Consider the following 12,977-nt stretch of genomic DNA (forward strand, 5'->3'; position numbering starts at 1 on the left):
GGGCGCTTTTGGCGTCGGGAGTCTCGACTACAGAGGGTTTGCGGTAATGGCTATCAGTGTGTTCGACCTGTTCAAGATCGGTATCGGTCCCTCCAGTTCACACACCGTGGGGCCTATGCGCGCCGCGGCGCTTTTTGTTCAAGGGCTGCGCGAGCGTGAGCAATTGGCCCAGGTCGGCAGGGTTGAGGTGCGGCTATATGGGTCGCTGTCGGCCACCGGTATCGGCCATGGCAGCGACAATGCGGTGATCATGGGGTTGATGGGCGAATGGCCGGATGCTATCGACCCGTCGCAGATCGGGCTGCGCATCGCCACCCTGAAGGAAACCGACACGCTGCTATTGGACAGTGCCTTGCCCATCCCGTTCCAGTGGCAGCGCGACATGCGGCTCATTGATGAAAACCTGCCGTTCCATCCCAACGCCATGACCCTGATTGCCGAAGGCGCTGACGGAGAGCTGCACCGAGACACGTATTACTCGGTCGGTGGTGGTTTTGTGGTGGATGAAGCCCAGGCTGCAAGCGGCGTGCTGGACATGGACCGAACGGTGTTGCCGTACGATTTCTCCAGCGCTGCCGAGCTGCTTGGCCTGTGCCGGCAGCATGGCTTGCGCGTGTCCGAGCTGATGATGGCTAACGAAAAGGTCTGGCGCAGCGAAGAAGAAATCCGCACCGGACTGATGCGTTTATGGCGCGCCATGCAGGACTGTGTCGAAGAGGGCCTTAAGCACGAAGGCATTCTGCCCGGCGGTTTGAATGTGCGCCGTCGCGCTGCGCGTTTGCATCGCAGCCTGTTGGAGTTAGGCAAGCCTAACGTGATCGGCTCGACCCTCAGCGCCATGGAGTGGGTCAACCTGTTCGCCCTGGCCGTCAACGAAGAGAACGCCGCAGGCGGGCGCATGGTCACGGCCCCCACCAATGGCGCGGCGGGGATTATTCCGGCGGTGTTGCATTACTTCGTCAAGTTCAGCGAGGAAGTCAGCGAGGCCAATGTGGTCGACTACTTCCTGGCGGCCGCAGCGGTGGGCATTCTCTGCAAGAAGAACGCATCGATCTCGGGTGCCGAGGTCGGTTGCCAGGGCGAAGTGGGTTCGGCCTGCGCCATGGCGGCGGCGGGGTTGGCGGACATTCTCGGCGCTACCCCGGAGCAATTGTGCAACGCGGCGGAAATCGGACTGGAACATAACCTGGGGCTGACCTGCGATCCGGTCGGCGGGCTGGTGCAGGTGCCGTGCATCGAACGCAACGCCATCGCGGCGGTGAAGGCGATCAATGCTGCGCAGATGGCTTTGCGGGGCGACGGTCAGCACTTTATCTCGCTGGATCGGGTGATCCGGACCATGCGTGATACGGGCGCTGACATGCATGACAAATACAAGGAAACCTCGCGCGGCGGGTTGGCGGTCAGCGCCATTGAGTGTTGAGACACCATCTGCGGCGAGCCCAAATCCTGCAGGCGCGGGCTTGACGGGTTAGCCAGGCAGACTGCCATCGCGGCGGGACGCGTAGTTATAGGCTTGCTCCTTCAATGGGCACTGTCCGTCTGCACCGCCACCTTTTAGCGCGCGGCACTTTGAGCACCTACCGCTGGTCGGTTCGTGCACTGCAGTGACACTCCTTTAGTCTAGGTCGGTACGCACTTCACACAAGTGCTACCGAAGTGCTCAACCTCCCGAATCAGCCCGCAGCATAAGGCGTCTGCGACGTATAACCCCTCTAGTCGTGGGTCCTTATATAGACGCATCACGACGTCGTTTTCAGGTTTTATTGAATGGCCATTCAACTTTAGGCATGGCATTTGCGTTGTCATCACAAAGCCCTCATCGCATGGGCAATAACAAGAGCCTCGGCTGAGGCCATCAATCGCTTTGTGTGAGGAGATACCGTGATGACTTCGTTCAACTCCGGGGCCCAACCCCAGAACCGCGCGCCGCAATCCATCGGCTTTCTGCTGTTGGATAATTTCACGCTGATTTCCCTCGCCTCGGCGGTTGAGCCGCTGCGAATGGCCAACCAGCTGTCTGGTCGTGAGCTGTATCGCTGGACCACCCTGAGCGCCGACGGTGGGCAAGTCTGGGCCAGCGATGGTCTGCAAATCACCCCTGACGCCTCCATGCACAAAGCCCCCGTCCTGGACACCGTGATTGTGTGCGGCGGCGTGGGCATCCAGCGCACCGTGACCCGCGAGCACGTCAGTTGGCTGCAAAGCCAGGCGCGCCAATCGCGTCGTCTGGGCGCTGTCTGCACCGGTAGTTGGGCCTTGGCCTGTGCCGGCCTGCTTGACGGTTTCGATTGCAGCGTGCACTGGGAATGCCTGGCCGCGATGCAGGAAGCTTTCCCGCGTGTGGCCATGAGCACCCGCTTGTTTACCCTCGACCGTAACCGCTTCACCAGCTCTGGCGGCACTGCGCCGCTGGACATGATGCTGCACTTGATCAGCCGCGATCACGGTCGCGAACTGTCGGCAGCGATTTCCGAGATGTTCGTCTACGAGCGCATTCGCAACGAGCAGGATCACCAGCGTGTGCCGCTCAAGCACATGCTCGGCACCAATCAGCCGAAACTGCAGGAAATCGTTGCGTTGATGGAGGCCAACCTGGAAGAGCCTATCGACTTGGACGAGCTGGCAGTGTACGTCACCGTTTCCCGGCGTCAGCTAGAGCGGCTGTTCCAGAAATACCTGCACTGCTCACCGTCGCGCTATTACCTCAAGCTGCGCTTGATCCGCGCCCGGCAACTGCTCAAGCAGACGCCAATGTCGATCATCGAAGTGGCGTCGGTGTGTGGCTTCGTGTCCACGCCGCACTTCTCCAAGTGCTACCGTGAATACTTCGGCATTCCGCCGCGTGACGAACGCGTCGGCTCCAACACCGCGCAGCAAGTCGCAATGATGCCAATCCCGCAATCACTGGTACTGGCGCCGCTGTCCGGTCCGCTGTCGGCGCTGAGCCAGGCGCGTAATGAATCGACATTTGCGAGTGTGCGGTTGTAAGACGAGCTAGTACTCCCCTGTAGGAGCCAACGTGTTGGCTCCTACAGGGGATGGTTATTTTTTTTGTATACCGCCAACGCTGGCAACAATTGCTGATCAATTGCCTGGCGCACTGCTGGCAAGATCGTCGCGCTGCCGGTGAGTATTTGTTCGATCATTCTGCGTAACGCCGTGGCGCGGGCTTCGGTCAGGCCGCATACCGCTTGGGTGCAGGCTTGTTCGGCGGTGGCGCCAGGGGGCATGTCGAAACCCAAGGCCCTGAGTTGGCTGAGCAGGTCTTCTTGGTCAATCAAATCCGCATGCATCATGTCGTCCACTCCTTTTATTCGGTATGGGTTGATTCTCGTTGCGCCCGTACGTGGCGGCAAGACCCTGCGAGGGCAATGGCCGGCATTCCTATGAACAGGTCGTTTTCGGTGATCCGCCGCCTTCACCTCGCAGCAAAGGCGAGACCAAAAAAAGGGCCGTTAGGCCCCCTAAATGAAATCAATATTTACCAGCTGTAGCGCAGACCTACGTTCATGCCCCACGGCTGCTCAATGTTGTTGCCCTTCATGTAGTCGAAGTCAGCATGCACTTGCAGTACATCGGTCAGTTGCGCAGCGATACCTGCGCCCAACTCGGCACGTGAACCTGACAGATCGTTAGTAAAACGATTGCCGTTAATGCTGACTTGATTGCTGCTGAGGAACTCACGCGCCGCCGCGACCTTCACGTACGGTTGTACAAAGCCGCCATCCGTCAGCGCGAATTTACGCCCCGCATGGGTACCGACCTTGGCCATTAGCGAATCGGCCTTGTTGCTGCTCGCTTGCATACCGTTGTCCAAGTCGTAGTCCTGGCCGCTGACCCACAGACCGGAGACCTGAGCGAAGGGTTCGATGAACCAGTCTTCATTGAGCTTTATGCGTTTGCCAGCTTCCACCGACACACCGATACCGTGGTTGGTGTACGTGCCTTTGGACTTCTCGCCGTCGCGCATCACTACGTCCGAAGAGTTTTGGAAGCGGTTGGCCTTGATCAGCGCATCGACGTAGAAACCATCGTCTGCCAGCCAGGTCGTGTAAGCCCCGATGTAGTAGCTGTCGACTTCGCCGGTGGTGCCTTCTTTCAAGTCGAGATCCGACTTGCTGTACCCGCCCATCAGGCCGGCCAGCCATTGCCCGTTACTGCTTGGCAACGGTGCGTCGGCGCCGAAGGAAATACCCTGCTGGACTTGCGAGTAAGAGACGCCGCCGCCGGCTGACAGTTTGTATTTGTTGCCATAGCTGCGCATCCAGCCGCCACCCTGATCGCCACCGTTGCGCAGTTCACCCATGCGACTGCGCAGGGTTGCGGACTCACCATACCAAACGGTAGGTGCCGCGCTGAACAATCCAATCACCGAGCGCGAACCGGCGGAAACTTCGCCGGTTTGCACCAATGACCAGTCGGTGCCGCCCGTGCTGTTTTCCTGCTGTTCCAGCTCATAGGCGAAGGTGCCGAAATCGACCTTGTCACCCACCAACGAAAACTGCGCATCGCCGCTGCCGGTATGCACTATTTGCTGCGGATCAGCGCCTTCCAGCGGATCTATACCTGTGTTCTGTACGCGCAATTGATGACTGCCGGTTGCGCTGCCGGTGACATCGAGAAAATCACTCTTCTGCGCCGCCAGATCGGTGCCCAAGGCAAAGGTCCCCGAGCCATTCAGCTCGCCAACGGTCAGTGTCTGGAAGCCGTCTGAAGTACCGCGCAAGTCAACGGATCCTCCGTTCAGTTCGAGCTTGCCGACCGTGGAATTCCCTTCCATCAGCCATGTCGAGGAACCATCGATATTCAACGTCGTAGCGTTGTTGATAGCGCCAGTCAGGCTGGCATTGTTCGCCAAAGACAGGTGCGCGATCGAGTCACTGGTGACCAGAACATCGCCCACCAGTTGGCTGTCATTAATAGCGACATAGCCGGTTGCCGCATTATTAACTTCAAGGGCAATACCGTTACCACCGGACAGCGTCGAACCGTTGCGGATATCGATATGAACATCTTGATTGGCAGCCGCCGATCGGGTGATGACAATGGCGCTGCCTTCCAGGCCCACAACGGACGACTGATCGACTACCAGCGACGCAGGTCTTTCAGTTGCGCCGGTTGCATCACCCCAAATGACGACACCGTTATTATCGCCCGTGACCACACTGTTCTGATTGAATGAGGCGCTGGCACCGGCCACCACTACGCCCGCGCCACCGCTGACAAAACCAATGCCCGAAGCACCCGCGTGGCCTTCAACATGCGTATTGAACAGTTCAAGGGATGCACTGTCGGTAACGTTAATGCCTCGGTCCGTCCCCGAAACGAAGCTGTTGCTGATGTGTGCGCTGGAAGCCTGCTCAAACCCCGATAGCCGAATGCCGAAACTGCTGACGTCGGGCCGGGCGGGATCAGCCTCGGCGATGATGGTGCTGTTGTTGATAACGGCACGGCTGTTGTACAGCGCGATGGCAGGTTCACCCGTGGAAGTGACCCTGCCGCCGTCCATTTCGAGTCGGGAATCGGCGGTCGCATGGATACGTCCTGTTTCGCCCCCAGCCTTCACGATCAAATGTGAGTCCTGAAGATTGAACTCATAAACGGGGTCGCCATCTCGGATGACCACATTTTGCCCCGGCGGTACATCAATGGCGGCCTCGCACACGTTGGCCGTTATCACGCCCAATACCATCACCAGTTGCCCGGCTTGCCCTTTGAACCGCTTCATTGCCACGCCCACACCTTGAATAATCGAGGGGCGCCATTTGATAGAGAAGGACTATATAAAAAGATCAGGCATTTCAGCAGTTGCTGTAGGACTTTTCCTAAAAATATGAGCGGATATACTCAAAATCACGTAGGCAGCGTTTTGCAGATAGCGGGCCCGCCAGTATCACCAGGTATATCGCACACCCAAGTTGACTCCCCAAGGCTGTTCAATGTTATTGCCGTTGCTGTAATCAATGTCAGCGTGCAATTGCAGCACATTGGATAGTTGTGCCGCGATGCCAGCCCCCACTTCGCCTCGGCTACCGGAAAGGTCATCACTGAAGGTGGTGCGATTGACGCTGACCTCATTGCTCTTGGCAAACTCATGGGCCACCGCCAGTTTCACGTAGGGCTGAACGAAACCACCGGACCTCAACGCAATCGTTCGTCCTACATGAGTTCCTACTTTGCCAAGGAACGAGTCGGCTTTGTTACTTTTGGCTTCAAGTCCGTGGTCCAGGCCGTAATTCTCGCCCGTCACCCACAAGGCCGAACCCTGCAGATAGGGCTCGACGAACCAGCCGTCCGAGAAATCGAAGTGTCTGCCGGCCTCCACCGAGCCGCCTACGCCGTAGTTGCCGTAATCGCCCTTGGCCTTGACCCCGTCGCTCATGGTGACATCAGCTTTGTTTTGGAAGCGGTTGGCCTTGATGATCGCATCGATGTAATAGCCGTCATTCGCAAGCCAAGTGGTGTAAAGCCCGAGGTAATAACTGCTGACCCGGCCATTGGAACCCAGTTGCATGTTCAGATCAGAGTTGCTGTATCCCCCTAATACGCCAAGAAGCCAATGACCGTCGGTGGATATTGGCGTATCTGCGCCGAACGATATGCCTTGCTGAACTTGGCTGTAATGCACTTGATCAGCTGCGGAAACGTTGTACTTGTTGCCATACGTGCGGGCCCAGGCGCCGCCTTGCTCGTGGCCATTGCGTAACTCACCCATGCGGCTGCGCAGCGTGCTCAACTCGCCATACCACACCGTCGGCGCGGCACTGAATACGCCGATGACAGCCCGAGCACTTGGACTGATGATCGGGTCGCCCCCGCTGTCGCCCCCATCACCCCCATCACTGCCATCACCGCCATCGCCCGTGGTCTCCTGGACCAGATACCAATCGGTGCCACGCTGCTGTAAACGGTAAACAAAAGTACCCGCATCAACTTGGCCACCCAACACAGTGAAGCTCGCTGTTCCGCTGCCGGTATGGACAACCTGCTGAGCATGATTTTCCTGGAGGGGTTCGACCCCCGTATTCTGAATGCTAAGCGAATGACTGCCACTGGCAGCGCCGGTGATGTTGACCAGATCACTTAGATGACCTGCAAGGTCGGTAGCCAGCGCAAACGTGCCGCTTCCTGTCAGGCTCGATGCGGTCAAGGTTCGAAACGCACCCTTGCCGCCGCGCAAATTCACGGTCCCACCGTTCAAGGTCAGCGCCCCAACGGTCGAGTTGTTGACCATGTTGAATGTGGACGTAGTGTCAATCGAGAGGCTTTGCGCGCTGCTGACGGTGCCTGTCAAGCGGCCGCCATGGGTCAGCGTCAACGTGGCGGGCGTTTGAGCGTCTTGGACAATATCACCGGTCATCACACTGTTATCCAGACTCAGGCTGCTGATGTTGCTCATCGCGCCGGTAAACACAGAACCAGCAGCCATAGTGACTGATGCCGAAGATCCGGACGGCTCAACCACGTTCCCGGTAACCTGGCTGGCATTCATGTTCAGGCTGCTGATATTGCTCATGGTCCCGGTCAGCGTTGCGCCATTGCGCATCAAGACATCTGCGGTAGCGCCGGCCAACACCTGCACATCACCCACCAGTTGACTGTTATCAACGGTAAGTTGTGCCGCGGTCACCGAACCAACCGCTGATGTTGCAAGCCCAACTTCAAGCAGCACTCCATTCCCCGCCCTCATCGTGGAGCCGTTGAGCACTTCAATATTGGCACGCATCGGCGGGATGCCAATATTGCCTACAAGAATGGCACTGCCCGTACCGGATGTAAGGCTGGAACCATCGAGAACCAACGTTGGCGTCGCAGTTAAGGTTCTGTTGGAAAATAAGCCAGCCCCATGATTACTGCCCGTTGCCTGACTGCCCTGAAGGATGACTTCCCCCCCCACCAGCGAGATGCCAAGGCCGTCACCGGCAATTGATGCGCCTACAGCACCAGTGCCCGTGATTTGTGAATTAATCACCGTGGCGATACTTCCTCCCGAGACATTCAGGCCACGCCCGGCCGCAGAAATAATGCTGTTGGTGACCGTTGCGGTAGAACCCGGAACCGTGTCATCTGCTCCGCGCACAACGGACAGGCCGGTATTGCGGGTGGAAACAAGGGTCGAGTCAGTGATCGCTCCAATGCTGTTGGTTAACACCAGTGCGCTCAGTGAAGTGGCAGAAACAGTTGCACCATTGAGAACCACCGTTGACCCGGCTGTGGTGACGATGTCCAGTGTTTGCCCGCCTGGGGCTACCGTCAAACTGGCTGCGGTTAACGACCATTGTTGCGCCGGTTCCCCGTTATTCACGGTAACGGATCCACCTGGGGGCACATTGAGCCCCCACGCTTGCCCGCTTACAGTAATAACCGTTATGGCGACGATCCATTGGCCGCAGAACTGAAGATTGTAGCGATCGCTGATGTCCATTAATCCTCCCTGATCGTTAAGCAGTCAATGCCCAATGGCATGCTGCTGATCTCGTTTCCTACGTAGATCGAAATTGCGGCGCTACTCCCAAAAGCAATAACAACTTAGTAGTCCTATGGGTTTTATTCGTCAACAACTTGGTCGTCGTCTTGTTGATTTGGCTAGAGCTATTCGCAACAAATGCAATTGCTAAATAATATATGCAATAACATCAGGGGGTTAGTTGATTTTTATGATTGCTGGTCGCCCAACCTGTCATTTATGACAGGTTACAGCGCTTAGTCTTTATGAATAACCTGAGCGTGCCTTCTGACATGGAGTCACGCAAATGGCACATTCTCACTCACGCAAAAAAATTAAAACTCGCGCTAACCTCCCGAGCCTGGAAGTCCCTGCTGCTTTGGAGGACGGACGGATTCCCCTCGATCGTTATGAAGAGGATCTTTTAGTGCGGATACCTCATTTCGCGGAAATGAAAGAGTCCGACATACTTAACCTTTATGACGGTGTCACCTCGCTGATCATGACCTATACCCTTAAAAAAGGAGAGGCTGAAGACCCTGATTTCAATGCGGAATTATTTATTCCTAAAGGGCGTTTTCCACCTGCCGGAGGCTTCACTGAATTAAGTCTGGATTATGAAATTATAGATCCTGTGACGGAAGACGGCGAACGCTCAGGGAAAACAGTGACCGTTGTATTCGACAGAGAATCCCCAGGTGGCACTTCGTTGACCGCGCTTTCTTTCACCGAAGAGCAAAAAGAAGGTATCACCGAAGAGGACTTGGTCGATGGCTACTTGCCGGTGACGGCCTATGCCTGGTACGGAATGGAAAAGGGTGATTTTATCACGCCTTGGCTAAGCGAACTCCCCGCCTCTGCTGACTCACAAGAGCTGTACCTGATTAAAAATGCAGAAATAGAAATAAGTACGGCCGGAACAAGGACGTCGCTAGGATTTCCTAAAGGTAGTTTCACGGCAGCCGCCGATTACTATTTTGGGTATCAAGTACGCGACAAGTTGGGTAACACTTCAGTGATCTCTAGCACGGTAAAAATTGCGGTTAACGTGGGTTAATTAATTAAACACTACTCATCAAGCAGGGTGTAATCATGACCATTATTCAAGCGTATGCGGGTGTAAAAAAAACTGCAGTCACTCTTGCGCCGTCCGCATTGCCCGCGCTCACGGTGCCGGCTGCTGATTCCCTGAGGGGGACTATTCCAATTGCATTGCTGACAGCCGATGTCGTTGTGAAAGTACCAAAATCCCCAGAGATGAAAAATACCGACTCTATTCAGCTTCTTAGGGATGGCGTCGCTTATGGCGCTCCTGTTGACTTGTCCTTGGTTGATCTTACCGATCCGTCACTTACTGAATTTGATCTTCTGATCAAAGTAGCGGATTTTCCGGCAAACGGAACGGACACGCGGGTTGTACTGAATTACCAAATTTACGACACCGCTTCCGAAGACGGTCAAACTACGTTATTGCCACTCACGGTTCGGTTTGACCGGCTCGCGCCAGGCGGTGATCAGTTACCACCCTTGCTATTTACCGAGGCCCAGCTTTCAGGTATTACCGTTAGCGACTTGGTGGACGGGCTTCTAAATATTGTCGTAGACCCCTTTTTCGACAGCGAAGCGGACGACCTTGTAGAACTGTGGCTGGGAACCAGCCCCACAACAGGTTCTTTTCTTTCGCCAACGTTCATGGTGACAGATCCTAAACGTCAACTGCCTGTCACCATTACCGAGGCCGATCTGAAAGCCACGGCCGATGGTAAAAAATATTTTAGCTATCGGGTAACCGACTGGGCTGGAAATGTCCGGAGTAATCCGGAATCTACCGCCATTGACGTATTCCTCAATCTGCCGGAATTACTTGCACCACTGGTGCCTGAAAACGATGACGGTCTGATTACCTACAACGATGCCGTGGCCGATGTCGGGGTGGTCATTCCGCACTACGACGGTGCCGTGGCAGGTGATTTTATTTACGTCATTTGGGGTGGCCGGACCATCAGTCCCTTCTCCGTGTCCGACCCAGTTCCACCTGCCCCCGATCCGATCGCGACCATTGCCGTACCCTACGACGTCGTAGCGGAAGTCGGAAACGGTCGGGATATCAAGGTCAGCTACTGGCTGCAGAGAACCGGTTCGCCTCGTGTCGACTCCCTTGTAGCCTTGGTCAATGTCGACTTGCGTACACCTGGCGGACCAAACCCAGACCCAGACCCAGACCCAACGACGCCTGAGCATGAGAACATCAAACCCCCCAGCATCCAATGTGGGACCAGCCCGGTTAACACGATAAATCCCGGGAATTATGGGCAGAATGCAACCGCAACCATTCCCCGTGTAGGGGAAGACTTAAACGTCATCTGGACTATTGGCGATGTCATTCAATTGTACTGGGGCACAGTGTCTTTGCCTGAGATGCCATTTGTCACGGTCACCGCGCCGAACGAAGGGAGCAATATATTGATACCGGTACCTTTTGTTGCAGTTATCGGGGCCATAGGTGTCGGTGATATCAATGTCTATTTCACCGTCACAAGAAAGCTGGATGCTACTAACACCGTGACCGTTAAATCTAAAGTTCAGGTAGTCACGGTTGCGTCGAGTGCTGAACTTCCAGGTGATGGCGCTCCGCTAGCACGGGGTATTTTTCCGGAAGCAAACGCCAGCAATATTATTACCCGGGCCGCCGGCCTAAACGGCACGACTTTCCGTATTACCTTGTCGGGGGTAAGCAATATAGACATCGGTAGGTCGCCCGTCCTAAGTTATAACTTTGTGGGCGTCAGCAGCGTGGACGCAACAGATCCAGCTGCCCCGCCCATTGAAGCGTCGAGATTGAAGTCGGATGACGTGCCCATTACTCAGGCGATGCTGGCGGCCGGTTATTACGAGGTTGCGCTGCCGTACTCGTTGATCTACTTGATTTGCCGGAACGGTGCGATTCTCGACTACAGCATCAGCAATGATCGCGGCAGAACTAACGGGCTCCAGAAGTTTGTCCGGTTTGCCATGAACGAGGCCGGAGGCAGTTGTTCGATCCCCTTACTTTAGGGCTATAGCAGGGGGATGGCTTATTTCGGCTAAGCGGTAGAAATGAGTCCTCCTCCTCTGCTACTTCAGAACATGAAGCGTTAGACGATTAACGCATCCTCAAGGACGAACCACCATGAGTGCATTAACCGCAGCACAAGAAAAAACCACCGACGCGTTCGCTTCGGCAACCAAGGACTCCTCGTTGATGGCCCTCAACAGCCTCGCACCCACGCAAAATACTGATTACCCCAAACCGCATGTGCAAGAAGCCCCTTCGGATACTCTGGACCCGCTGCTGGGTAACCCGTCCGGGGTGCATGTCGAGGTGGCTTATCCATCAATGAGGTCGTCCGACATCATTGGCTTGTTCTTTAACGGCAACGACACCTTTGCGGTGCAAAACGGCAGTGTGTTTGGCACGGTGACGTTCCTGGCTCCCGTCGCCGATGTCACCCTCGCGGTGGGCAAAACCATTCAGGTCATCTATGCCGTGGTCCGTCCGGATGGGGTGATCCTGTCCGAGATTCTGAACCTGATCGTGCAACCGATCGCGGCAGACAAACTGCCCACCCCGCAGATCACTCAGGCCTCGGAGGGCGTGCTGGACTTGACGACGTTTGACGGGGATGCCGATGTGACGGTTGAGGCCTGGCCGTTGATTGCGGTGGGGCAAACGGTTTGGTTGACGGTTACAGGGCCGGGTGGGGTACCGATTTGGAAGTTGTTGGAGGGGTATGCGATTACGGCAGCGGATGTGACTAATGGGATTGGTCGGGTTATTGCGCGAGGGGAGTTGGATAGGCTTGAGGAAGGAGGGGAGTTGAGGGTGGTTTTTAAGGTTGGGTTTGAGTGGGGGAGTGATGAGTCGATAGCTGTTGGATTTCCGATTTCAATTTTTAATATAAGTCTGAACTGGCGTATAGAAATCGAAAATTTCGAAACTGCAATTCACAATGAAACTATCCCGGCCGGAGGCGTTAGGCAATTCCCGGCACTAACTGTTTTAGCCAGAACCGAAGTTAAAATCGTAAATGCGGGCTATAGCCCTTGGGCAACAAATTATATGGTTTGGATGCTTGGCGGCACAGTAGAGTTCAGACTTGCAACACCCGCCGAGCGCGTGGTTTTTGGAATCTACTCTGATTCAGTCGGTACGATAACAATCAATTATCTTGATGTGCAGGGACTGTCGTTGTCTGTGTACCAGTTTGGTGGCGTGCTTGGTAAATGGGTCGAGTATACTTGTGATTCTGGCAAGAAAATATACACTATATCTGTAATTTATAGCCGCGGTGATCGCGGTGCAATAGTCATGGATAATTTTTCCATAGCGCACCGACCCGCGCCATGAGTCAATGGGACTGATTCATCAGCGAAAGAATAAGGCAGTTTGATTTATTCATATGATTGGTTGCGGAAGTTGTGGTCAAGTTTTCAGTAGCGCGTTGAAACTAAATCAAACCCTTCCCGCTTCGTCAGAGCGTAACGTTCT

Annotated in this window: 8 protein-coding genes; 5 read left to right on the top strand and 3 right to left on the bottom strand. The window is 55.4% G+C overall.

Annotated features, from left to right (window positions below; translation table 11 throughout):
• Positions 1-46: 46 nt before the first annotated feature.
• Positions 47-1,423, top strand: coding sequence for an L-serine ammonia-lyase (locus QN399_RS03730; RefSeq protein WP_322177506.1), 1,377 nt, complete (start codon positions 47-49; stop codon positions 1,421-1,423).
• 464 nt (positions 1,424-1,887) lie between these two features.
• Entirely contained in the window at positions 1,888-2,991 is a 1,104-nt protein-coding gene (locus tag QN399_RS03735) for a GlxA family transcriptional regulator (protein WP_322277924.1), read from the top strand.
• A gap of 41 nt (positions 2,992-3,032) precedes the next feature.
• On the opposite strand, the gene QN399_RS03740 is transcribed toward QN399_RS03735, so the two are convergent.
• The 3 genes from QN399_RS03740 to QN399_RS03750 all read right to left on the bottom strand — a co-directional run bounded on the left by QN399_RS03740 (position 3,033) and on the right by QN399_RS03750 (position 8,428).
• Entirely contained in the window at positions 3,033-3,299 is a 267-nt protein-coding gene (locus QN399_RS03740) for a hypothetical protein (protein ID WP_322177508.1), read from the bottom strand.
• A gap of 185 nt (positions 3,300-3,484) precedes the next feature.
• A complete protein-coding gene (locus tag QN399_RS03745; RefSeq protein ID WP_330200570.1) occupies positions 3,485-5,731 on the bottom strand; it encodes an autotransporter outer membrane beta-barrel domain-containing protein in 2,247 nt (748 codons plus the stop codon).
• A gap of 165 nt (positions 5,732-5,896) precedes the next feature.
• Positions 5,897-8,428 carry an autotransporter outer membrane beta-barrel domain-containing protein gene (locus QN399_RS03750; protein ID WP_330200571.1) on the bottom strand — a complete coding sequence of 844 codons (2,532 nt, stop codon included), beginning with the start codon at positions 8,426-8,428 and terminating at the stop codon, positions 5,897-5,899.
• 328 nt (positions 8,429-8,756) lie between these two features.
• On the opposite strand from QN399_RS03750, the gene QN399_RS03755 reads away from it, so the two are divergent.
• The 3 genes from QN399_RS03755 (at position 8,757) to QN399_RS03765 (ending at position 12,836) form a co-directional block, all read left to right on the top strand.
• Positions 8,757-9,506 carry a hypothetical protein gene (locus tag QN399_RS03755; protein WP_322177511.1) on the top strand — a complete coding sequence of 250 codons (750 nt, stop codon included), beginning with the start codon at positions 8,757-8,759 and terminating at the stop codon, positions 9,504-9,506.
• A gap of 35 nt (positions 9,507-9,541) precedes the next feature.
• Positions 9,542-11,503, top strand: coding sequence for a hypothetical protein (locus QN399_RS03760; protein WP_330200572.1), 1,962 nt, complete (start codon positions 9,542-9,544; stop codon positions 11,501-11,503).
• A gap of 115 nt (positions 11,504-11,618) precedes the next feature.
• Positions 11,619-12,836 carry a hypothetical protein gene (locus QN399_RS03765; RefSeq protein WP_322177513.1) on the top strand — a complete coding sequence of 406 codons (1,218 nt, stop codon included), beginning with the start codon at positions 11,619-11,621 and terminating at the stop codon, positions 12,834-12,836.
• Positions 12,837-12,977: the final 141 nt, after the last annotated feature.

It is taken from the genome of Pseudomonas sp. 10C3, assembly GCF_036346185.1.
Classification (GTDB): Bacteria; Pseudomonadota; Gammaproteobacteria; order Pseudomonadales; family Pseudomonadaceae; genus Aquipseudomonas.